General features: G+C 60.8%; 16 protein-coding genes and 1 tRNA gene. 15 read left to right on the top strand and 2 right to left on the bottom strand.

What is annotated here, in order from left to right; translation table 11 throughout:
* Positions 1 to 9: 9 nt before the first annotated feature.
* Positions 10 to 1,335, bottom strand: coding sequence for an AmpG family muropeptide MFS transporter (locus tag G365_RS0108050; RefSeq protein WP_019645001.1), 1,326 nt, complete (start codon positions 1,333 to 1,335; stop codon positions 10 to 12).
* Between the two features lie 273 nt (positions 1,336 to 1,608).
* Between G365_RS0108050 and G365_RS0108045 the strand changes: the two genes are divergently transcribed.
* The 12 genes from G365_RS0108045 (at position 1,609) to G365_RS0107990 (ending at position 17,431) form a co-directional block, all read left to right on the top strand.
* On the top strand, positions 1,609 to 1,971 hold the full coding sequence (locus tag G365_RS0108045; RefSeq protein WP_019645000.1) for a response regulator transcription factor: 363 nt from the start codon (positions 1,609 to 1,611) through the stop codon (positions 1,969 to 1,971).
* Entirely contained in the window at positions 1,968 to 2,621 is a 654-nt protein-coding gene (locus tag G365_RS0108040) for a chemotaxis protein CheC (RefSeq protein WP_019644999.1), read from the top strand. Before G365_RS0108045 ends, G365_RS0108040 begins: the two co-directional genes overlap by 4 nt.
* Positions 2,622 to 2,659: 38 nt before the next feature.
* The gene (locus G365_RS22830) at positions 2,660 to 4,948 is read left to right on the top strand and encodes a diguanylate cyclase domain-containing protein (RefSeq protein WP_051089860.1); all 2,289 of its coding nucleotides are present in this window, start codon (positions 2,660 to 2,662) and stop codon (positions 4,946 to 4,948) included.
* A 130-nt stretch (positions 4,949 to 5,078) separates the two neighbouring features.
* Positions 5,079 to 6,650, top strand: coding sequence for a 2,3-bisphosphoglycerate-independent phosphoglycerate mutase (gene gpmI / locus G365_RS0108030; RefSeq protein WP_019644997.1), 1,572 nt, complete (start codon positions 5,079 to 5,081; stop codon positions 6,648 to 6,650).
* Positions 6,651 to 6,808: 158 nt separating this feature from the next.
* Positions 6,809 to 8,002: a murein hydrolase activator EnvC family protein gene (locus G365_RS22825; RefSeq protein WP_155976190.1), complete on the top strand. Its 1,194-nt coding sequence runs from the start codon at positions 6,809 to 6,811 to the stop codon at positions 8,000 to 8,002.
* 11 nt (positions 8,003 to 8,013) lie between these two features.
* A complete protein-coding gene (locus G365_RS0108020; RefSeq protein WP_019644995.1) occupies positions 8,014 to 9,411 on the top strand; it encodes a S41 family peptidase in 1,398 nt (465 codons plus the stop codon).
* A gap of 444 nt (positions 9,412 to 9,855) precedes the next feature.
* Positions 9,856 to 11,514, top strand: coding sequence for a divergent polysaccharide deacetylase family protein (locus G365_RS22820; RefSeq protein ID WP_169545089.1), 1,659 nt, complete (start codon positions 9,856 to 9,858; stop codon positions 11,512 to 11,514).
* Between the two features lie 95 nt (positions 11,515 to 11,609).
* Positions 11,610 to 12,107 (top strand): RNA pyrophosphohydrolase, encoded by a 498-nt coding sequence (locus G365_RS0108010; RefSeq protein WP_019644993.1) that lies wholly within the window; start codon positions 11,610 to 11,612, stop codon positions 12,105 to 12,107.
* Positions 12,108 to 12,209: 102 nt separating this feature from the next.
* A complete protein-coding gene (locus G365_RS0108005) occupies positions 12,210 to 14,777 on the top strand; it encodes a DNA translocase FtsK (protein WP_043741896.1) in 2,568 nt (855 codons plus the stop codon).
* Positions 14,778 to 14,883: 106 nt separating this feature from the next.
* Positions 14,884 to 15,552 (top strand): LolA family protein, encoded by a 669-nt coding sequence (locus G365_RS0108000; protein WP_019644991.1) that lies wholly within the window; start codon positions 14,884 to 14,886, stop codon positions 15,550 to 15,552.
* A gap of 365 nt (positions 15,553 to 15,917) precedes the next feature.
* Positions 15,918 to 16,616, top strand: a complete 699-nt coding sequence (locus G365_RS0107995; RefSeq protein WP_019644990.1) for a fumarylacetoacetate hydrolase family protein — start codon at positions 15,918 to 15,920, stop codon at positions 16,614 to 16,616.
* Complete coding sequence (locus tag G365_RS0107990; RefSeq protein WP_019644989.1) at positions 16,616 to 17,431, top strand: exodeoxyribonuclease III; 816 nt, start codon at positions 16,616 to 16,618, stop codon at positions 17,429 to 17,431. Before G365_RS0107995 ends, G365_RS0107990 begins: the two co-directional genes overlap by 1 nt.
* 10 nt (positions 17,432 to 17,441) lie before the next feature.
* Here G365_RS0107990 and gmhB read toward each other — a convergent pair whose 3' ends face one another.
* A complete protein-coding gene (gmhB, locus tag G365_RS0107985; RefSeq protein ID WP_019644988.1) occupies positions 17,442 to 18,008 on the bottom strand; it encodes a D-glycero-beta-D-manno-heptose 1,7-bisphosphate 7-phosphatase in 567 nt (188 codons plus the stop codon).
* A 199-nt stretch (positions 18,009 to 18,207) separates the two neighbouring features.
* Between gmhB and G365_RS0107980 the strand changes: the two genes are divergently transcribed.
* The 3 genes from G365_RS0107980 (at position 18,208) to G365_RS0107970 (ending at position 22,512) form a co-directional block, all read left to right on the top strand.
* Positions 18,208 to 18,283 (top strand) — tRNA-Thr (locus tag G365_RS0107980).
* A gap of 243 nt (positions 18,284 to 18,526) precedes the next feature.
* On the top strand, positions 18,527 to 21,358 hold the full coding sequence (locus tag G365_RS20770; RefSeq protein WP_169545087.1) for a sensor domain-containing protein: 2,832 nt from the start codon (positions 18,527 to 18,529) through the stop codon (positions 21,356 to 21,358).
* Between the two features lie 452 nt (positions 21,359 to 21,810).
* Entirely contained in the window at positions 21,811 to 22,512 is a 702-nt protein-coding gene (locus G365_RS0107970) for a J domain-containing protein (RefSeq protein WP_019644986.1), read from the top strand.
* Positions 22,513 to 22,532 lie beyond the last annotated feature (20 nt).

The following is a 22,532-nucleotide window of genomic DNA, read 5'->3' as shown; positions in this document are numbered from 1 at the left end:
AGAGTGTTTTCAGTCTCCGTCCTCAGCGAGGGCGGAGACGCGCACGTCTTCTGTCTGGCGGGGGAATGTTTTCATCATCCACAGCAGCAGCAGGAGTCCGGGCACGGCGGCAGAGGTGGAAATCAGGAAATAGCTGATCCAGTCCACCTGATCGGCCAGCCAGCCGCCGATTGAGGCAAAGTAGGTGCGCGCAAACGACATAAAGCTGCTGACCAGCGCGTACTGTGTCGCCGTATAGGCAATGTTACACAGGCTGGACAGGTAGGCCACAAAGGCGGCAGTCCCCATGCCGCCGGTCAGGTTTTCAACACTGATGGTCACCATCAGCATGGGCAGACTGGGGCCCACCATTGCCTGTATGGCGAACACCAGATTGGATGCGGCCTGCAACACACCGCACAGCAGCAGCGAGCGCATGATCCCAAGCCGGGCCACCACCACCCCGCCCAGAAGCCCGCCGACAATGGTCATCACCACCCCATAGGACTTCGAGACCAATCCGATATCGGTTTTAGTGAACCCGATCGACAGGTAGAACGGATTGGCCATCACGCCCAACAGGGCATCACCATATTTATAGAGGGCGATGAACAGCAGGATCATCACCCAGTGCTGCCGTTGGGTGAAATCCTGCATCGGCAGAATCACGGCGGACCGGAACCAATGGCCCAGCCGTGTTGCCCCATCACGTGCCGGGGTGTGGATTTCCGGCATCGCAGGCCGTTCCGGCTCTGGCATCAGCAAGGTGATGATCATTGTCAGGGCAATCAGGGCCGCCATCACGGCATAAGCCGTAAACCATCCGAACTGATCGGCCAGAATCAGGGCTCCGCCCCCGGCGGCGATCATGCCGATCCGGTAGCCAAGCACGACGGCTCCGGCCCCGGCTCCCAGTTGCCAGTGTTCAAGACTCTCCACCCGGTAGGCATCAATAACGATATCCTGTGTGGCTGAGGCGAAGGCGAGAGCCACGGCCCACAGGGCGGTCTGCCACAGGGCTGTTTCCGGGTTGCTGGCCCCCAGACCGATCATGGTCAGGGCCGTGACTGCCTGACTGGCCAGCAGCCAGCCGCGCCGCTGGCCAAGCCAGCGGGTCAGCCCCGGCAGAGGCAGGCGGTCGGTCAGGGGGGACCACATCCATTTGATGGCATAGGCCGTGGTTGCCCATGAAAACAGGCCGATGGTGGTGAGGCTGGCGTTGCTTTCCGCCAGCCGGGTCGACAAGGTGCCGTAGACCAGCAGCAGCGGCAGGCCGGAGGCAAAGCCCAGCATCAGGATGATCAGGACCCGGCGGTCGCGGTAAACGGTCAGGGCATCGCGCCAGGAGTGGGACACGGTCAGCCTCGTTATCATACAGAAAAGAGCGGGGCGGGACACAGCCCGGCCTGATCGCCGCAGGATGCCGCTCCTGACCGGGGAAAGAAAGCGTTAAGCGGGGCGGGAGGGGACAGTGCGGTCAGAGGGCGGATGTTGAAATTATAAAATTTGTGGATATTGGGTCTTTTGAACGATTGCATCCCCGCAGGATCCCCATGCTAATACAGACAGAGAGCTGCACCGGGGACAGGGCTGTAAGCCCCTGTCTTTCTGCCGAGGGGAGTTGCTGGAATGGGTCTTTGCGTTCTGATTGTCGATGACAGCCGGGTTGCCCGCATGTCGCTGCGCCGTCAGTTGCTGGAGATTGAACCGGATGCCTCGATTGTCGAGGCCGGATCCTACGATGAGGCTCTGACCCAGATTGAGACGCATACGCCTGCATTGGCCCTGATTGACTTCAATATGCCCGGTCATGATGGGTTAGAGCTGGCGCGGGTTCTGAAAGATAGCCTTCCCGCCTTACGGATGGCACTGGTGACGGCCAATATTCAGGATGCGGTGTCTCGCCGGGCCACGGATCTCGGGATGGCTTTTATTGCCAAGCCGGCCTCGGTGGCTCAGTTGCAGCAGTTTGTGACGGGGGCGGGACAATGACGGTCACCTTGACGCCAGATCAGCAGGATGTGGTCACTGAGCTGATGAATCTGGGTGTCGGGCGGGCTGCGGATGCTTTCTCCCGTCTGGTCGGGGATGAGGTGCTGCTGTCTGTTCCCGACGTTCTGTTCTGTTCACAGGAACAGGCGCAGACCCATCTTCAGGCGACCGACAGTGGCCAGATGGCCGGGGTGATGCAGACTTTCAGCGGTTTCGCCACCGGTACGGCCGCCCTGATTTTCCCCGGTCCGCGCAGTATGGAGCTGGTGCGGCTGGTGGTCGGCGATGATCTGCCTGCGGAAGATATCTCCGAGCTGGAGCAGGAGACGCTGGCGGAGCTGGGAAATATCATTCTCAACCATTGTCTGGCCACGATTGGGAACACTCTGCAGGCTGAGGTCAGGGCGTCCTTACCGGAGACCTACCGCGGGCTCTGGCCGGAGATGTTTGAGGCCTTTCACCGGATTACCCCGGTCCCGCCGGTTCCGGCTGGGGCAGATCAGGAAGACACGCTGGTGATGCTGGTGCAGATCGACTTCACGCTGCGGTCGAGAAATCTGCGTGGCTATCTGGCGTTTCTGATTGATATGAATGCGGCACAGATTTTCCTGTCGTTGATTGACCGCTATCTGGAGAACCTGTCCGGGTGAGACATGCGGCGGGGCAGGAAAAGGCGAGCGAAGAAGCCATGCAGTCTTTAAGTGAACAGACCGGACTCCGCAGCCGTGGGGAAGATCTGTCCGTTCCGGGGGCGCACAGTATCGGGTACCCCGTACTCGATGCGATGGGATCGGGCGTGATCCTGCTCGACCGGGAGCGGCGGGTTCTGTACTGGAATCCGTGGATGACCCGGATGGCCGGTATTGATGTGGCACATGCCACGGGGCGCCGTCTGGAACAGGTTTTCGGTGAGGATGTGTTGGCCCCCGGCCTGCTTGACGGCATCAATGATGCTCTGTCGCTGGGGGTGTCCCGTCTGTTGTCCAATAAGCTGCACCACCACCCAATCCCGCTGCATCGCCCGCTGGATGAGCCCGGTGTGCTGTTGGATATCAGTGTGCAGATCCGCCCGGTGGCTGTCGGGGATATCGGCTGCGTGATCCAGATCTCCGACGTCAGTGCCGTTGTCCGGCGTGAACGGAAAATGTGGGAGCGGGAAGGCGAGCTCCGGCTGCGGAACGGGGCATTGGTGGCATCCGGTCAGGGCATCCTGATTGTCAATGCGAGCAGCCCTGATTTTGAAATCCAGTATGCCAATCCGGCCTTCGCCTCTGTCACGGGGCTGACGGATGATATGGTTCTGGGGAGCGGGATCGACCGCCTCCTGTCACACTGTGAAGACGGGCCGGAGCTGGACCGGATCCGTCAGGCCCTGTCAGCCAAGCGGGATGCTGCCTGTGATCTTCTGGCCCGCCGTGCTGGCGGTGAGGAATACTGGCTTGAGCTGTCGGTCTCGCCGGTTTTCGACACCACAGGCCGCGTTTCCCATTTTGCGTTATTCCTTCGGGATGTGACGGCCCGCCGGATGGCCGAAACGATGCTGGAGCGTGCTTTAAGTGACGTGCAGGCGACGAACGCCCGTCTGAACCGTGAGCAGTCTTTCGTTTCGACAGTTTTGCGGACTGTCGCCGCGCTGGTGGTGGTGGTTGACCGTAGAATGCGGGTTGTCACCTTTAACCGCGCCTGTGAGCAGATAACCGGTTATGCCGAAGCCGACATGACGGGTGCCGCACTGGCGGACTTTGGGGCCAGCGTTGATGTGGAGACCGCAGTTCATGCGGTTTTAACGGAAGGATCGGGGCGGACACTCGAATCAACCCTGACCGCTGCCAACGGTGAGCAGCGGCTGATCCGCTGGGCCATGTCGCCCTTGCTTCAGACCGGGGGCGGAACCGTCAGTCATGTGGTCTGCGCCGGGACTGACATTACGGAGCGCCGCCGGGCGGAAGCGCTGCTGCGTGGCGAGCGCGAACTGATGGAGCTGATCAGTCGGGATGAGGATCTTCCGGTGGTGGCGGCCCGCGCCTGCCGCCTTCTGGACTCCCAGATTCCCGGGGCCCGCAGCAGCCTGATGGTGCTGTCAGAACAGAAACAGTTGAGCACCGTTGCGGCACCGGGGTTGGCGCCGGACTATTCCTCGGTGCTGGGGGCGATCGATATTGGCCCGTCCGTCGGCTCCTGTGGCCGGGCGGCGTATACCGGGGAGGCCGTTATCAGTACCGATCTGATCCGCGATCCCTGCTGGGCGGATTACCGTCCGCTGGCGGAACGGTTTGGATTCCGTGCCTGCTGGTCCCAGCCGATTCTGGCCTCCAGCGGTGGTGTTCTGGGGACGATCGGGATTTATTTCACGATCGAGCGGGCACCGACCGACAGCGAACTGGATCTGCAACGCCGGATCTGTGACATCGTTGCAATCAGCATTGAGCGGCGGCGGACGGTTGACCGGATCCGGTATCTGGCCCTGTATGATCAGCTGACCGGGCTGGCAAACCGCTCTCTGCTATCAGACCGGCTGATGACTGCAATCCGTCAGGCCCGCCGGACCTCCGGCCAGCTTGCGCTTCTGTTCCTCGATTTTGACGGTTTCAAAGCGGTCAACGACCGTTTCGGTCATGATGCAGGGGATGAAGTGCTGGCTGTCAGCGGTCAGCGGCTGCGGCAGACGTTGCGGGAATCGGATACCCCGGCCCGGATCGGCGGGGATGAGTTTGTGGTGTTGCTCCCCGATGTGCAGGCTGTCGCTACGGCAGCGCATGTTGCCGAAAAACTGCTGACCGTGATGCAGGAACCCATTCCCTGGATGGATCATTTCCTGCAGGTCGGCGTCAGTATCGGTGTTGCTCTGTACCCGGAACACGGCGACACCGCCGATGAACTTCTGTCCCATGCTGATGATGCCATGTATACCGCCAAGATGGCCGGAAAGGGCCGCTGGACTTTGTTTGATCCGGACAAGGCGATTGGGCGGAAGTGACAGTGCTGCGGGAATGCCGGGGTGGCAGCATAATTTCTGGTGTTTGCCGCCTTCGCTTTTTGGCGGGGAATCCTTATAGTCACGGGATCATACTTTTTCTCTGTGCCGTTCCGGAGCCTTGTCCGCTGTCATGACCGCTGTGTCCAACCGCCCGAAGCCCGCCGTTCTGTGCATTCTTGATGGCTGGGGGTATCGCCCCGAGACCGAAGATAATGCGATTGCCCAGGCAAATACCCCGACGTGGGACCGGCTGCTGCGGCAGTATCCCAACAGCCTGATTGAGACCTCCGGTCTGGATGTCGGCCTGCCGGGCGGCCAGATGGGGAATTCCGAGGTCGGCCACATGAATATCGGGGCTGGCCGGGTGGTTATGCAGGATCTGCCCCGCATTGATGCCTGTCTGGCGGAAGGGGGGCTTGAACAGATCCCGACCTTCCAGTCTTTCGTGGCAGCGATGAAGGCTAGTGGTGGGGCGGTGCATCTGATGGGGCTGCTTAGTCCCGGCGGGGTGCACAGCCATCAGGACCAGATGGCGGCACTGGCTGCGGCATTGAATGTCCATGGCATTCCGGTCTGCGTGCATGCGTTCATGGATGGCCGCGATACCGCCCCGAAGTCGGGCAAAGGCTATCTGGAAGAGTTTCTGAAAGCGACCCGGGATCTGCCGAAGCTGAAACTGGCAACGGTTTCCGGGCGTTATTACGCGATGGACCGCGACAAGCGGTGGGACCGTGTCCAGCTTGCCTATGACGCCATGGTGTCGGGCAAGGGGCAGGAGGCCCCGAACGCCATTGCTGCCATGGACGCGTCTTATGCTGCCGAAAAGACCGATGAGTTTGTGCTGCCGACCGTGATCGGTGGTTTTGAGGGGATGAAGACCGGCGACGGTCTGCTGATGGCGAACTTCCGGGCCGACCGGGCCCGGGAAATCACTCAGGCGCTGCTGGATGCCGACTTTGACGGCTTTGCCCGTTCGAAGGTGGTCCCCTTTGCCAAAGCGCTGGGCATGGTCGAATATTCCAAGGCCCATACCCGCTGGCTGGATACCCTGTTCGCGCCGGAGACCCTGAGCGGGATTCTGGGCGAAGTGGTTTCCAAAGCGGGTTTGACCCAGCTGCGGATTGCCGAAACGGAAAAGTATGCGCATGTCACCTTCTTCCTCAATGGCGGGGAAGAGACGGTCTATCCGGGGGAGGAACGGATTCTGGTCCCCAGCCCCAAGGTTGCGACCTATGACCTCCAGCCGGAGATGTCGGCCAAGGAGGTGACCGATCATCTGGAGAAGGCGATCCGGGATCAGGCCTTTGATCTGATTGTTGTCAATTATGCCAACGGCGATATGGTCGGCCACACCGGTATCATGGCTGCGGCGATCACGGCGGCGGAAACCATTGATGCCTGCCTCACCCGTCTGGAGGTGGCGCTGAAGGACGTTGGCGGCGTCATGCTGGTGACGGCTGACCACGGCAACGCCGAGCTGATGAAAGATCCGGAAACCGGCGAGCCCTACACCCAGCACACGGTTGGTAAGGTCCATGCGGTGCTGGTGAATGGTCCGCAGACAGTGACGACGCTGGGCGATGGCCGCCTTGCCGATCTGGCTCCGACCATGCTGGCTCTGATGGGGGTTCCGCAGCCGTCGGAAATGACCGGTGCATCTTTGCTGGGCGGTGTCTCAGTCCTGCAGCAGGCAGCGGAGTAAGACCGGCAGTGCAACGACTCCGGCGCGGGGGGATACTGCAGGCGGGGCAGGTCGGGCATGAAACCCGGAACGGAGTGGTCCGCACTCTTGTCCGGTATGCTCTTCTGTGCCCGGGCCCTGCGACAGCGCCGCACCTGATTGCCGGGTTGATTGCCGGAATGATTGTGTCCGCACCGGTGACCGCGTTGGCTCAGGCCCCGAAAGCCCCGGATGCAGAACTGAAAAAGGTCGAAAAGCAGCTGGAGGAAAGCCGCGAGAAAGAGCGGCAACTTCAGGAAAAATCAGAAGCCCTGCAGAAGGAACTGGACAGCCTGCGCGATGATATCGTCAAGGCTGCCCGGTCTTCGCAGGACTATGAAGAGCAGCTTTCCGAACTCGAAACAAAAGTTGCCGATCTCCGTCGCCGCGAAAAAAATCTGAAGGATCAGTTGAGCGCGCAGGATCAGAGCATGCTGCAGGTGCTGACCGGGCTGGAGCGTCTGGCGATCCGTCCGCCAGAAACGGTTCTGGTGCAGCCGGGGGATCCTGATGATGCGCTTCGCAGCGCCATTCTGCTGCGATCGGCGATCCCGGCCCTGCAGGACCGTGCTGCCACCTTGCGGCAGGAACTGCAGAAGCTGGCGCAGGTCCGGCAGGAGATCACCAGCCGCCGGAAAGAAATCGGCGAGACATCAACCCGCCTTGACCGGCAGAATGATAAACTGAGTAAGCTGTTTGAACGCAAGGCCGCGTTGGTTAAATCGACGGATAAGGAGCGACAGGCGGCAGCGGAGCGGGCACAGGCTCTGGCCAAAGACGCCAGTTCCCTGCGTGACCTGATGGTCCGTCTGGAAGTGGAGCGCAAACAGCGCGAGGAAGAGGAACGGAACCGTCTGGAGGCGGAGCGTCAGGCGAAAGAAGCGGAAGCGAAACGTCTGGCGGCACTGGGGAAACCCAAGGCCCCAGACAAGCCGGTTCCGGCGGAACGGGCCGAAGAGGTGTCAGGGGCTGGCCTGCCTGCCCGTGGGGCCGTGACGACCCGATATGGTGATGCGGTTGAAGGCGGAACGTCCAAGGGTGTGGTGATCCGGACCCGTTCTTCAGCGCAGGTTGTTGCCCCGGTTTCGGGGACTGTTGCGTTTTCTGGCCCTTTCCGGGGTTATGGCCTTCTCTTGATCATCGAACATCGTGGGGGATATCATACGCTTCTGTCGGGAATGGGGCGCATCGACGTCTCGGTGGGTCAGCGTTTAAAGGCTGGCGAACCGGTCGGGCTTATGGGATCGTCTGAGGATCCGGCCCTTTATGTCGAAGTGCGTCAGGACGGACAGGCGGTGAATCCCCTGCCTTGGCTAACGGCTCGCAAAGGTTGAATACTGCGAACATGATGCGGAAGTCTCTGATTGCGGCGTGTGCCGTGGCGGCTCTCTCCTTCGGGGCGGGGGTTGCATTTCAAACCACGGTGTCTGCACCGGCGCTGGCCGAAACCAAGGGAACCGAGAACGGATCGAACGAGGACATCTACCGTCTGCTTGATCTGTTCGGGAACGTTTTCGAACGGGTCCGTCGCGACTACGTGGAGCCGGTGACCGACCAGCAGCTGATTGAAGCTGCCATTAATGGCATGCTCAGCAGCCTTGATCCGCATTCGTCCTACCTGAATGCGGATAATTACAAGGACATGCAGGTTCAGACCAAAGGCGAGTTCGGCGGTCTGGGCATTGAAGTATCGATGGAAAACGGTCTGGTGAAGGTGGTGTCGCCGATTGACGACACGCCTGCCTTCCGGGCCGGGCTGCAGCCGGGCGATCTGATCTCTCATTTGGATGGCAAGCCGGTTCTGGGCCTGAGTCTGCAGGATGCGGTTGAGCAGATGCGCGGTAAGGTCGGCACGGCGATCAAGCTGACGATCCGCCGGGAAGGGAAGCAGCCGTTTGACGTGTCGCTGACCCGCGACGTCATCCAGATCAAGTCGGCCCGGTGGCACCGCGAAGGGGATATCGGCTATATCCGCCTGACGGCCTTCAACGAAAAGACGTATGACGGCCTGAAGGAAGGCGTCGAGAAGATGCGGAAGGAAATCGGTAACGACAAGTTGCGCGGTTTCGTTCTCGATCTGCGGAACAATCCGGGTGGGCTGCTCGATCAGGCGATCTCGGTGTCTGATGCTTTCCTCGATGCCGGGGAAATCGTTTCGACCCGGTCCCGGAATGCTGAGGATACCCAGCGCTATAATGCCCGTAAGGGTGACCTGATTGACGGCCTGCCGCTGGTGGTGCTGATCAACGACGGGTCGGCGTCGGCGTCTGAAATTGTCGCGGGGGCCCTGCAGGATCACCGCCGGGCGATCATTGTCGGCACCAAGAGCTTCGGGAAAGGCTCGGTGCAGACGATCATTCCGCTGGCCGGTCATGGGGCGATGCGCCTGACCACGGCGCGTTACTACACGCCGTCGGGTCGGTCGATTCAGGCTGTCGGGATTGAGCCGGATATAGAGGTCCGTCAGCTGAAGCTTGCGGACGGCAGCCCCGAGCCGCATCGCCGTGCTGAGGCCGATCTGCCGAAGGCCCTGAAGAACCCGAATGCCCCGGCCTCTGATAAGAAGGATGCGGATCCGAAGGCGAAAGACGCAAAGCCTGCTCCTGAGGCCGAGGATGATGGAGTCGATGTTGCTCCGGCTCCGGGCCCTGACGGAAAGGTCGAGGATTATCAGCTGTCCCGTGCGCTTGATATTCTGCGGGGGGTTGCGATCTTCCGGGAACGTCAGACGACGGTGCAGTAAATACAGATCAGAGGGGGAAGCCCGCTTGTGCGGGCTTCTCTTTTTGTTTTATAGGGTTATGCCGGGTGCCGGACAGGGCGGTGTGGCGGTCCCCCTAACGCTTCTTTAACGGGCCGTTCTGCATAGTTCGGGCGATATGGGGCTGAGCGGTGTGCCCGGAAAGGGCGCCCGGTCAGACGTTCAGCGATAATGCGGCCCAGACAGAGACAGGGGAGCAGGGTGGCTTTTTCTCTTAAATCCCTTTTCAAGCGGAAAGAGAAAGATTCGGCGGCTTATGATGCCGACGATGACGACTCGTTCGCGCCGAAGGCAGAGAAGAGCCGGAAATCTCCTGGGAAAAAGCCTTCCGGAAAAAAGAAGCCCGCGTCTTCTGGCGCTGCGGCTTCTGGCGGTGGACTGCAATCGCTTCTCGGGAAGATCCCGTTTCTGAAAGCCAAGGGTGTTGTGGCTGCCGGGCCCGACCCGTTTGATGATCCGCAGTTGCTGGCCCTGATCGCCTCTGAGCTGGAGGCCCTGCCGCCGCCGGAGGTCTCGGTCCCGCCTGCGGATGATTTTGCGTCCGATCCGTTATCGCAGTCCCCTCCCTCTTCGGCGCGGGCTGCTGACCCCTTTTCTGTTTCCGAAGAGCCGGTTCTCCGGGCGACCACTGAAGACCCTGGCTACCCCGCAGAAGACGATTTTTCGGCTCTGGGGGGAGTTAGCCCGGAAGATCCGTTTGCCACAGATGAGGCTGACGAGATCTACCGCAACCGCCGCCGTCGCCGGACGGTGATGGGGCTGATTTCCACTGCTGCGCTGGTTCTGGTTCTGGGGGCTGGCCTTTTCTGGTTGTTCGGTTCCTCTGAGCCTGAGCCTTGGGTTGCGGAAGGGCTGACCGTTCTCAATGAAAAAGGCGTGCCGATCGCAGTGCCGCCTGCTGAGGCGGTGGTGTCGGGGACGCGTGTGACCATGGCAATGCCGCCACCGCCGAAGCCACCGCTGCAGGCGAAGACGGATCCGGCCTCTGCATTAGGCACTGAGAAGTCAACAGCCCGCCGCCCTTGGCTGCAATCGGGGCAGGATGCCCCTGCTGCTCCGGGCGAGGCTGCTCCGGCTGAGGCAGCGGTTGCCGCACAGGCTGAAAAGCCGACGGAGCCGACCGCGCCCCCGGCTGACCCGAATGCCGGGAAGCCTAAAGTGGTTGATCCGATGGCTGCCCTGCCGATGTTGGTCGATCCGTTGGGGCCGACTCTGCGGGCTGCCGGTGGCAAGACTCCGAGCTATGCCGGTCTGCCGGATCTGAAAGTGCCGCCCGCTCCGTTGAAGGAAGCCCCCGACCCGGATCTGGCCAAGCGCAGTCCGCTTGGTATTCTGCCGATTCTTGGCCGGGATGGCCGGGCTTCATGGCAGGCTTATGCCCATCCCTTCAAGGTGCAGCCGCCTCTGCCGGCTTCGGCCCCGAAGGTTTCGGTAATCGTCGGTGGGCTGGGGATGAACCCCGACGCCACAGATACGGCAATCCGTAAGCTGCCGCCGGAAGTGACGCTCGCGTTTTCGCCGTATTCGCCGCGACTCGACGAATTTGTGAAAAAAGCCCGGGCTAATGGCCACGAGGTGATGCTTGAGTTGCCGCTGGAGCCTGAGAATTTTCCGAGTCAGGATCCCGGCCCGCTTGGGCTGCTGACGATTTTGCCGCAGATTGATAACCTGACCCGCCTGGAAACCATTCTGGGCAAAACCACCGGCTATGTCGGCCTGCTCGGGCGCATGGGGGGGAAGTTCGGTGCGTCTCCGGTGCATATGCGGCCGGTGCTTGAGGCAATGACAAAGTATGGCGTGATGTATGTCCATACCGCGAGTCCGAAAGGACTGGGGGATATGCGCGGCATTGCCGTGCCGGTGGTGCAGAACATTGTCATGGTGGATGACAGGCCGTTCCGGGACGCCTTTGACGCCCGCCTCAGCTATCTGGTCACTGTGGCCAAGCAGCGGGGCACTGCCGTCGGTGTGACCAATCCGTCGCCGATGGCCTATGACCGTCTGCTGGCGTGGATGGCAACCCTGCAGGCGCAGGGTGTGGTGTTTGCGCCGGTTTCCGCGACGACAGGTATTCCGGCAGGCTGATTTCTGTCCTGCCTGCCTGCTCCCGCTTCTGACAGTCCTGTGGTCTGTTGGGGCAAGAGGGGGCTTGGCCTAACACACTGACATCAGGATGCACCATGTCTCATCCGTCTGCCCCGTTGATTGACCGCGAGTCGCTGCCCTATCGTCCCTGCGCCGGGATCATGCTGGTGAATGCCGACAACAAGGTGTTTGTCGCCCGTCGGATCGATACGGATCAGGACGCCTGGCAGATGCCGCAGGGAGGGATCGATTCGGGCGAAAATCCGCGGGATGCCGCCCGGCGGGAACTGCTGGAGGAAATCGGAACCAACGCCGCTGACCTGCTGGCCGAAACGGACGACTGGCTGTATTACGACCTGCCGCAGGATCTGATCGGGAAAGTCTGGAAAGGCAGGTACCGGGGGCAGATGCAGAAATGGTTCCTGATGCGTTTCACCGGTCAGGACCACGACATCACGCTGGAAACCGAGCACCCTGAATTTGATGCGTGGCAGTGGGTACCGCTGGCCGATGTTCCGCGGCTGATTGTGCCCTTCAAGCGGGATATTTATCAGCAGGTCTGTGATCGTTTCGGGCCGTTGCTGTCGCCCTGATCGCCGCGAGGGGGGCTGCCTGCTCTGGCGATGAGGGCATTTGGCCGGGTTCTGTGATGCGGGCCATTCCGTCCCTGATTTGTTCCGTTTATAGTGCCGCGCATGTCGACGAAAAAAGCCCCCCGCCCGCCCGTTAAAGACCGGACCCGTCTTCTTCCGCCTGAGGCGAAAGAAGCCCTGACCCGGCTGTGCCGCCGTCTGATCGGACTGTGTCTGATCCTGTCGTCCGGTGCGCTGGCTGTGGCGTTGTGGAGCTATTCTCCCTCCGATCCCTCTCTCAATACGGCCGGGCCAAAGCAGGTGGATAACCTGCTGGGGTTACCGGGGGCGCTGATGGCGGATACCCTGTTTCAGGGCTTTGGCATTTTGGCCATCGGCCCGTTGGCACTGCTTGTTTTTTGGGGGGTGCGGCTGCTGTTTGCCTCACCAATCCGCTGGATCTGGTTGCGTCTGGTTGCATTGGTGGCGGCCTTGATTCTGGCCAGCGGCATTGCTCTGCTGTTTCCCCCGCCAGCATTCTGGACCGCTCCGGTCAGTCTGGGCGGCGTCAGTGGTACGATGTTGGTCAATACTTTGCGCCTGATGGTGCGCGAAAATGGTCTGTCCCCGTCCGTGGTTCAGCTCGGCCAGCTGGGCGGCGGGATTCTCGGCGGGGTGCTATATCTATGGGTGGCGATGCTGCGGTGGCGGGAGTGGCGGGCCGTTTTCCGGGTATTCACGGTCGTGCAGGCCGTGCGGCAGACGTCGCTTTCCGGCCATGCTCCTGAAACCTTGCAGGAGGAAACCGGTGCCGGGAACCCAGATCCGTCAGAGACGGTACGGAGCGGGCGTCGGCATTGGCGTTTTGGCGGAAAACTGCGGGATACTCTGCGTCGGGAGGGGCCATCTGTCGTCGACGAGGGGCGTCAGGAGCCAGTGATGACCGCTGGACCCGAACCCGAGAGACCGTTGCAGAAGGCTGCGGCGAACCCGGCGATGCCTGCGTCGGATGAAACCCCGCCGGAGACTGTTAAGGTGGTGTCGCCTTTGCCGCCATCCCGTCCGGATCCGGTCATTACCCCACCCTCTGCTCCGGTGTCGCCGAAGCCGGTGTCGCGAAAAGATCTGGCGGCCCGGCAGGCGTCGCTGCTGCCGGAAGAGGGGGCGCCTGCCTTCCGTTTGCCACCGCTGGATCTGTTGCACCCTCTGAAGGGCAGCGGAGTCTCGGCGTTTAATGAAGAGGCACTTGCCCAGAATGCCCGCCTTCTGGAAGGGGTTCTGGATGATTTTGGGGTGAATGGCCGGATTGTCGAAGTCCGGCCCGGTCCGGTGGTGACCCTGTATGAACTTGAGCCCGCCCCCGGCACCAAGACCAGCCGCGTTGTCGGTCTTGCCGACGATATTGCCCGCTCCATGAGCGCGATCAGCGTCCGTATTGCCGTTGTGCCCGGTAAGTCCACCATCGGGATCGAACTGCCCAACAGTAAGCGCGAGATGGTGAACTTCCGGGGCCTGCTGTCGCTTGATGCCATGCCCCGCCAGCCGGGGACCCTGACGCTGGCGTTGGGGCAGGATATCGGCGGGGCGCCGGTTTACGTTGATCTGGCCCGTATGCCCCATCTGCTGATCGCGGGTACCACCGGGTCAGGCAAGTCGGTCGCGGTCAATACCATGATCTGCTCGCTGTTGTTCCGCCTGAGTCCCGCCGACTGTCGCTTCATCATGATTGATCCGAAGATGCTGGAGCTCAGCGTTTACGACGGTATACCCCATCTTCTGACGCCGGTGGTGACTGACCCCGGGAAGGCCGTTGTGGCGTTGAAGTGGGCGGTGAAGGAAATGGAAAGCCGCTATCGCGCCATGAGCCAGATGGGGGTACGCAATATTGCCGGTTATAACCAGAAACTGCGGGATGCCAGTGCCAAAGGGCAGCCCCTGACCCGTCTGGTGCAGACCGGTTTTGACCCGGAAACCGGTAAGCCGGAGTATGAAGAGCAGCAGCTGGATATGACGCCGCTGCCCTTCATTGTGGTCATTGTCGATGAAATGGCTGACCTGATGCTGGTTGCGGGCAAGGATGTCGAGGCAGCGATCCAGCGCCTTGCCCAGATGGCCCGTGCCGCCGGGATTCATCTGATCATGGCAACCCAGCGCCCCAGCGTTGATGTGATTACTGGCACGATTAAGGCCAACTTCCCGACGCGGATCTCTTTCCAGGTCACCAGTAAGATTGACAGCCGGACCATTCTGGGCGAGCAGGGGGCAGAGCAGCTGCTGGGGCAGGGGGATATGCTGTATATGGCGGCCGGGGGCCGGATCAGCCGCGTGCATGGTCCGTTTGTCTCGGATCAGGAGGTTGAGGATGTTGCCTCCTTCCTGCGAGATCAGGGCACGCCGGATTATATCGAGGCGGTGATTGATGAAGAGGAGCAGGGGCAGTCCAGCATCCTGGATATGCTTACGGGGGGCGGTGATGACGGAACAGGGGGAGATGCCCTGTTCGATCAGGCAGTGGCCTTGATTGCGCGGGAGCGCAAAGTCTCGACCAGCTTTATTCAACGTCATCTGCAAATCGGGTATAACCGGGCAGCCCGTCTGGTCGAGCGGATGGAAAAGGACGGGATGATTTCCCGGGCGAATTCCGCCGGAAAGCGAGAGGTGCTTCTGCCGCCGCCGCAGGAAGGCTTTTAAGAGCCTGTGATCGCGGTTGCAGCCATGCTTTAGCCATGATCGGTGATTATGTCTGTTGCCGGATCCCGCACTGAGATCCGTGCCTGTGTTCGAGGAAGTCTGCCCAATGCTGTCGTGCCGTATCCTGTTATCTGCCGCTGCCGTAGCCCTGCCGTTGCTGACCGGCGCGGGGGTTTTTGCTCCGTCGGCAGTGCAGGCAGCGACGTCTTCCGGTCCGGCGGCCTATACTCCGACAGCGGAGGATCAGGCTTTCCTGAAGGCGGCCGAATCCTACATGTCGGCCCTGAAAACGTTGCAGGCCCGCATTCTGCAGATCACCTCCTCAGGGTCGTCGCAGGAAGGCATGGTGTCGATCAAGCGTCCGGGCAAGATGAATCTGTCCTACGACGCACCGTCTCAGGTCAAAATCATCGCTGACGGGACCTGGCTGATTTATGTCGATAAGGAAAGCGGGCAGGTGACGCATCTGCCGCTGGATTCGACTCCTGCGGGCATTTTGCTGCGGGAAAGTGTACGGTTTTCTGACCCTGATATCATCATGACCGGGATCCGCCGCAGTAAAGGGGTGAGTGAGGTCGATCTTGTCATGGCCTCTGATCCGGCGGCAGGATCGCTGACACTGGTGTTTGCTGACTCTCCGTTCGAGCTGCGGCAGTGGCGGGTGACGGATGCGCAGGGGATTGAGACGATGGTCTCGCTGTTTAATGCCCGGACGGATGTGAAGTTCAAGAACGAACTGTTCGTGTACACAGATCTTCCCGGTGATAACCGCTGATATTCACTCATGGAAGTGTGATCAAGATCACCCCGTGGATGATCATCTTTCTTTATAATACAACCGTCATGCGTCTGTCGCATATCTGTCATGCTTTTACGGGGGTGGCGGCGAGGACGGTTTTGACTTAAATCAAATCCCGACACGGACAGTGCGAAATGCCTGTCCTACTCCGGAACACGGTTTCCCCTACCGTTGTCCGGCGCTCCTCACGGAGCCGAACGCCCGGTCCCCCCCTGACCGGGCGTTCCATATTTCCGGGCCAGCGTTTTCTCCGTGCTTCGACAGCCCGTTCTTCAACAGATGCCAAAACTGTGCGACAACCGGTGGCATACCGTGTTTTGTCTGTACAGGATTTTGCCGTCATGACCTCCACCGTTATTGCTCCGCCGCCCGCTGCGACTGTTGCTGTCGCCGGTACGGATGCTGTGTTTCCGGTGCGCCGGATTTTCTGTGTCGGACGGAATTATGCCGCCCATGCCCGGGAAATGGGTGGGGATCCGAGCAAAGAGGCGCCGTTTTTCTTCTGCAAGCCGGCTGACGCGGTTGTTCCCTCCGGGGCGGTGTTGCCGTATCCGCAGGCGACCAAGGATCTGCATCATGAAGTCGAACTGGTTCTGGCGCTGAAGGGCGGCGGGACGGACCTGACTGTCGAGCAGGCGGCTGAAACCCTTTACGGCATTGGGGTTGGGGTTGATCTGACGCGGCGTGATCTGCAGGCTGAGGCGAAAAAGGCCGGGCGTCCCTGGGATATGGCCAAGGGCTTTGACCGTTCTGCGCCGTTGGCCCCGCTTCTGCCGCTGACCGCCCCGCTGGATCAGGTAGTGCCGCCGTCGTCCCGGATCCGCCTTTCGGTAAATGGCTCTGTGCGGCAGGATGGCGGGCTGGATGAAATGATCCTGTCTCCGCTGGAAATCATTGCGCACCTGTCGCAGGTGGTGGAGCTGGCGGCTGGAGACCTGATCTTTACCGGAACTCCGGAAGGGGTGGCTGCTTTGGTGCCGGGGGATGCGGTGCGGGCCGAAGTGGAAGGGTTGCCGGTTCTGGAGTTTACGCTGGTCTGATGGCAGCGACCTCACCCCTGCGGCTTTGCTCCTGGAATATCAACTCGGTCCGCCTGCGTCTGCCGCTGCTCCAGCGGCTGGCGCAGGCGGCGGGCCCCGATGTTATCTGCCTGCAGGAAACCAAATGTCCTGACCCGCTGTTTCCGGCGCTGGATTGTGCCGCGCTGGGGTACCCGTATCAGGCGCTGGCCGGGATGAAGGGGTATAACGGGGTGGCGATCCTGTCCCGCTATCCGCTGGAGGAAATCCGGGTTCATGACTGGGGCAACCGTCAGGATTGCCGCCATATCTCTGCCCGTGTCTGCGGCGTCGCGGTTCATTCCCTGTATATTCCGGCGGGAGGGGATGAGCCTGACCCGGAGAAGAATCCGAAATTTGCCTATAAGCTGGGGTACCTGACGGCGGTGGCGTCGGGCCTGTCTGCATTACATCGGCCGGAGGATCCGGCTGTTCTGATGGGGGATTTCAATGTTGCCCCGCTGCCGTCCGATGTCTGGGATCATCGGAAGATGCTGCGGGTCATCACCCATACTCCGGTCGAGGTCGATCACCTGCGCCGGGTGCAGGACAGCTGTGGCTGGGTGGATGCTGCCCGCGAATTTGTACCCTCTCAGCAGCGCCTCTCCACGTGGTGGAGCTACCGCGCCGCTGACTGGCGGGCTGCCGACAAAGGGCGTCGTCTTGACCATGTCTGGGTGACGCCGGCGTTGAAACCCCGCCTGTCCGGCTATACGGTACTGACCGAAGGGCGGGACTGGGATCCCCCCTCCGATCATGCGCCGCTGCTGCTTGATCTTGCGTCAGATCCAGCGTAGGGCAATGTCCTCACTGGGCTTCAAAAGCGGCGATCTGTCGGGCTGCGTCGGCCAGCGTGTCGGCAATCAGGGTTGGGGTGCAGGTTTGGGCGGCTTCGGTTTTGGCCCCTTTGCCGGTACGGACCAGCACGGTCCGCGCCCCCAGTGCCTGCCCCAGTCCGACGTCAGCATCCTTGTCGCCGATCATCCATGCCTGCGTGGGATCAAACCCCAGCGCAGTGCGGGCCTGTTCCCCCAGACCGGGCAGAGGCTTCCGACACGGGCAGTCTTCATCGGGGCCGTGCGGGCACAGGAAGTATCCGTCAACATGGATCCCTTCTGCCGCGAGGATCTCGGACAGGCGCTGATGAATTTCGTCCAGCCGTTCCCGGGTAAAATAGCCACGGGCAATGCCGGACTGGTTGGTCAGGACCGCAAACCGGAACCCCATATCCCGCAGATGCCGCAGACCGTCCGCCACCCCGGTTTCAAGCCGCAGATCGTTGGGGTCGGACAGATAGTGGGTATCCACATTGATGGTGCCGTCCCGATCGAGAAGGATGTAACGGGCACCAGAAGACGCAGCGGCAGAAGGCATGGGGCGGGTTCCACAGGTTGAAAGGCGCCTGTCAAACGGGGCTTGCAAAACCGTCCTTCGGCGTCTATCTTGCGCGCCACACCGGCTGATAGCCAGCTCCCGAGACAGGGTGCCTCTGATTAGCCGGTCCGGTTCTCCTTCGCAAGAGAAGGAAAATGCCGGAAAACTCAGGATAAGCTCTCTTACTTATCCACGGTGTGCCGCAGTAGCTCAGTTGGTAGAGCAACGCATTCGTAATGCGTGGGTCGGGGGTTCAAGTCCCTTCTGCGGCACCATTTTCTTCATAATATTCTCTCTTGTGCCCCGCCCGTTCATCGGGCGGAGGGGCTTTCGCTGATCGGCGTATTGTGTCACCACCCGGGCGGCGTTACCATTTCCCTTAATCCGCCGAGATGAGCGGACAGAAATGCAGGGTAGGGAATGGGGGCTGGCGTGCGATGGCGCTTCAGCCCGGAAAAGGGGGTGGAATGAGTGCAGGCCTGTCCCCTCAGTCAGCGGAATTTCTGAGACACGCCAGTGTGGCTGAAATTTTTCAGGCGGCTGGGGTTGTGGTGTCCGTTGGTCTGGTGGTGATTGATGATGCCCAGACCGTGACGTTGATTAACCCGCAGGCGGCTCGCCTGCTGGGCGTTGATCCGGCGCGGGTTCTTGGTCATCAGATTGCCGACCTGCCGGATACTGAGCGGGATCTGTTTACGCTCATGACCCGTCTTGATGGGGAAAAGGCGCGTGGGACCGTTACCCTTCCGGCATCCTCGGGTGGGGGCGGGCAGGTTCTTGAAGTTTCGATCCAGACGCAGGGGCTGGGCAGCGATGCTGTCCGGGTTTTCAGTCTGCGCCGTTTCGGCCCTGCCGATCCGGTCGAGGCCCCGTCCTCTGGATGGGCTGAGGCGGAGGACCGCCTCGGTATGATCGCCACCGGCCTGCCCGGTCTGGTCTTCCATCGGGTGATGCGCTCCACCGGACAGATAGACTATCCGTTCTTCTCCGGGGGTGTGCAGGATGCATTGGGCTATGCTCCGGCAGACATGCGGGTGACCCCTGATGGTTGTCTGGGGTGTCTCCACTGGGCGGACCGTGATGATTATATGGACCGCATCCGCCGGTCTGCCGTTGATCTGACCCCTTATAGTGAGACTGTCCGGGCGGTGACGCGGGACGGGCGGGTCCGCTGGTTGTCCGGAACCGCCAGACCGGAGCGGATGGAGAATGGGGATATCCGCTGGGACTGTGTGCTGATTGATGTCAGTGACCGGATGCTGGCCGAGCAGCGGCTGAGCATGATCATGGATCATGCGGCGGACGGGATCCTGACCTTTGATGATCTGGGGACGATTGAGCTGATCAATGCCGCCGCTGCCCGGGTGTTCGACCTGTCCCCCGGGGCCTTGCAGGGGCAATCGGTGTTTTCTCTGATGCCTGATCATCAGGCCGAAGAGCACCGGCAGGCGTTGGCCCGGCATAATGAGCTGGGCGGGGGATGGATTATCGGGGCCGGTCCGCATGAAATGGACGTCTGTCGCTCTGACGGGCGTCTGATCCCGGTGGAGCTGACCGTATCCGAAGTGGTCTCTGACGGGCATCGTACCTTTATCGCCGTGGTCCGTGACATCACCCGGCGGCGCGAAACCGAGGCCCGTTTGCATGCCAGCGAGCACCGCCTGTTGAGCATTACCGGTAATTTGCAGGGGATGGTCTTTCAGATCCTGTCGGTCCCGGAAGAGACGGCGGCATGTGGGGCGGTTTTCACGTATGCCAGCGATGGGTGCCGCGATCTTCTGGGGGTTCTGCCCACAGATCTGACGGCTGATCCGCAGGTTTTTACGGGGCTGATGGATCTGGCCCAGTGCCAGACCCTGCGGCAGGCCTTGGCGCAATCGGCGGATCGGATGGATCCGCTGGAGCTTGATCTGTATCTGCGGGCCCGCAGTGGTATCGGTCATTGGGTTCGGTTTCTGGGTACGCCCCGTGCTGTCGAGGCCGGGCGGCTGATATGGGATGGTGTGGCCCTGGATGTCACCGACCGAAAGCGGGTCGAGGATGAACTGACCTTTCTGGCTTATTACGACCCGTTGACCCGTCTGGGGAACCGGGCTCTGTTTCTCGACCGTTTTCCCGGCACGCGGGCCGACGCTGACCGGTCCCGCAGTATGGTGGGGGTCCTGATGCTGGGGGTTGACCGTTTCACCATGATCAACACCACCTGCGGGCATGACGTCGGGGATCAGGTGCTTCGTCAGGTGGCTGGGCGGTTACAGGCGCTGGCCGGGCAAGAGATGCTGGCCTGCCGGACGGGGGGAGACCAGTTCCTGCTGCTGGTGCCGGGGTTGCGGGACCGCGATGCCCTGCTGGCGGTGATCGCACGGATTTCCGAGGCCTTTATCAGCCCGGTGAGCGTTGGGCCGTCAGAGTTTGATCTGTCTGTCTCGGCAGGCGTCTCGATGTATCCGCAGGATGGTCTGGATGCAGATACCCTGATCCGCCATGCGGAAGCAGCGCTGCACCGGGCAAAAGGTCAGGGGCCGGGTGGGGTTGAGATCTACACCGAAGCGCTGGGTCGCCGGGCCAGCCAGATGCTGACAATGCGCCAGAAGATCCGCCGTGGGTTGGATGCCGGGCAGTTTATTGCCCACTTTCAGCCGAAGGTTCAGACGGCGACGGGCCAGATCGTCGGGCTGGAGGCTCTGGCCCGCTGGCAGACCGTGGACAGGGGCATGGTTCCCCCGTCAGAATTTATTGAAATCGCTGAAGATTATGGTCTGATTGATGCGATTTGCCAGCAGGTGATGCAGGACTCCTGTCGCTGGATCCGGCATTGGCAGGATCGGGGCCTGCCGACGGTGCCGGTTGCGGTCAATATCTCCGGGCGGCAGTTCCAGAATAGCCGTCAGTTGATGGCAGGAATCCGCACAGCCCTTGAGACCTGGCGGCTGTTACCGGCTGCGCTGGAGCTGGAGCTGACGGAAACGTCGGCAATGGCAGACCCGGCACAGGCCATCTCTGTTGTTACCCAATTGAAAGATATGGGAATTATCTGTGCAATTGATGACTTCGGGACCGGATATTCCTCGTTGTCCGTCTTGCGGCGTTTTCCGATTCAACACCTGAAGATTGACCGCTCTTTCATCCATGGGGTGTCGGACAGCGGGGAAGATGCCGCGATCGTTCGGGCTGTGATTGCGATGGCCCGGGCTTTGGGCCTGTCTGTTGTCGCCGAAGGGATCGAAACGCGGGCGCAGTGGGACTTTCTGCGGGGGGAGGGGTGTGATCAGGGGCAGGGCTATCTGTTCTCCAGACCTGTGTGCGGGGATGCGGTTGCCTCTCTGTTGGGGCAGGTTCTTCCGCTATAAATCTGAATAAAATCAAATGTATAATGTGATTTTCTAATATTTTTGTTTAGCTTGAAATGCGCGTTTTTCGCGCATTTTTTTATTATCTCCCCTCCCAGACATTTCGGAAGCGCAGTGGATTTCGGCAGATGGGGGGTAAATTTTACGTATTTTCCCAAAAATGGCCTGCTTCTGTAGTCGCATGATAAATTATTTTTATATCAATGCATTAATCAGAAAATCTCATCTGATTTATAAGAGATGGGCTGGGGCATGATCGACGAAGGCACGCTAGACCGCGAGGCAATCAGGGAAAACGGGGTTGCAAAGCCGGTTTTGGTCTGCAAATGTAGTTGAAATGCTGCATCCGCAGGGCAGTCCGTTGCGAAATCGGTACGGTAGGGTGATGATTCCGGCTGGTTTTTGGCGGCAGGGCTTCTGGTTGATCCAATACAGGTGTCAGTTTTACCGTCATGGCCACGCTGAAAGACTCTTATACCCTATCGTGCTCATCGGCTTTTCGGGATGCCATTCTGGCTTTGGCGGAACGCCGTCATGTCAATGCCGGTGATGTGGCCCGGTCTGTCATGCTGGTGATTCCTGAGGCGGTTATCGAAGCCTTTGCCGACCCGGGGGAACCACCGGAGGACGACCGCGAAACAGTGGTGCTGAAGTCAGGACGGGCTGAAGGCCGCCCGTGGAAGCGGAAGCCCCGGCTTCAGGTCCGTCTTCCGCCCGGTCTGACCGTGCCTTTTATCCGTAAAGCTTTGAATTTGGCTCTTGCGCTCGATGGCGGAACGATGTCGCTGGATGTCGATCACCCGGATGCCTTTGATGCCCGTCAGGCTGAGCTTGCCGCAGCGGAAGCCGACCGTGCCCGGGAGGAGGAGCGGGCCCAGAAGCAGCGTGAGCTGATGGGCCTGCGGGAAGAGATCGACCGCCTGCGCACCGTGATCAGTGTCCTGTCCTTCGATCCGCTGCCGAATGGGGTAACCACCCGTGCCGAGGCTCTGCACATCCTTGGTTTTTCCCCTTATTCCGACCCCAGTGCTCGGGAAATACGGGCCCGGTTCCGGATGCTGGCGACGGTCCATCACCCGGACAGTTCTTATGGCAATCACAACCGGATGAGCCAGCTGAACGCTGCGATGGAAATGCTGCGGAAGGCCGGGTGATCCGGTTCCCGCCCGGCCCT

The sequence above is a fragment of the Novispirillum itersonii subsp. itersonii ATCC 12639 genome (assembly GCF_000381985.1).
In the GTDB taxonomy this organism is placed as follows: Bacteria; Pseudomonadota; Alphaproteobacteria; order Rhodospirillales; family Rhodospirillaceae; genus Novispirillum; species Novispirillum itersonii.
The sequence above is the reverse complement of the archived record's forward strand: the minus strand, read 5'-3'. Positions and strand labels throughout refer to the sequence as shown.

Excerpts from the sequence above, each read along its gene's own strand:
- G365_RS0108045 (WP_019645000.1), top strand. The coding sequence starts at position 1,609 with ATGGGTCTTTGCGTTCTGATTGTCGATGACAGCCGGGTTGCCCGCATG.
- G365_RS0108040 (WP_019644999.1), top strand. The coding sequence starts at position 1,968 with ATGACGGTCACCTTGACGCCAGATCAGCAGGATGTGGTCACTGAGCTG.
- G365_RS22830 (WP_051089860.1), top strand. The coding sequence starts at position 2,660 with ATGCAGTCTTTAAGTGAACAGACCGGACTCCGCAGCCGTGGGGAAGAT.
- gpmI (WP_019644997.1), top strand. The coding sequence starts at position 5,079 with ATGACCGCTGTGTCCAACCGCCCGAAGCCCGCCGTTCTGTGCATTCTT.
- G365_RS22825 (WP_155976190.1), top strand. The coding sequence starts at position 6,809 with ATGATTGTGTCCGCACCGGTGACCGCGTTGGCTCAGGCCCCGAAAGCC.
- G365_RS0108020 (WP_019644995.1), top strand. The coding sequence starts at position 8,014 with ATGATGCGGAAGTCTCTGATTGCGGCGTGTGCCGTGGCGGCTCTCTCC.
- G365_RS0108010 (WP_019644993.1), top strand. The coding sequence starts at position 11,610 with ATGTCTCATCCGTCTGCCCCGTTGATTGACCGCGAGTCGCTGCCCTAT.
- G365_RS0108005 (WP_043741896.1), top strand. The coding sequence starts at position 12,210 with ATGTCGACGAAAAAAGCCCCCCGCCCGCCCGTTAAAGACCGGACCCGT.
- G365_RS0108000 (WP_019644991.1), top strand. The coding sequence starts at position 14,884 with ATGCTGTCGTGCCGTATCCTGTTATCTGCCGCTGCCGTAGCCCTGCCG.
- G365_RS0107995 (WP_019644990.1), top strand. The coding sequence starts at position 15,918 with ATGACCTCCACCGTTATTGCTCCGCCGCCCGCTGCGACTGTTGCTGTC.
- G365_RS0107990 (WP_019644989.1), top strand. The coding sequence starts at position 16,616 with ATGGCAGCGACCTCACCCCTGCGGCTTTGCTCCTGGAATATCAACTCG.
- gmhB (WP_019644988.1), bottom strand. The coding sequence starts at position 18,008 with ATGCCTTCTGCCGCTGCGTCTTCTGGTGCCCGTTACATCCTTCTCGAT.
- G365_RS0107970 (WP_019644986.1), top strand. The coding sequence starts at position 21,811 with ATGGCCACGCTGAAAGACTCTTATACCCTATCGTGCTCATCGGCTTTT.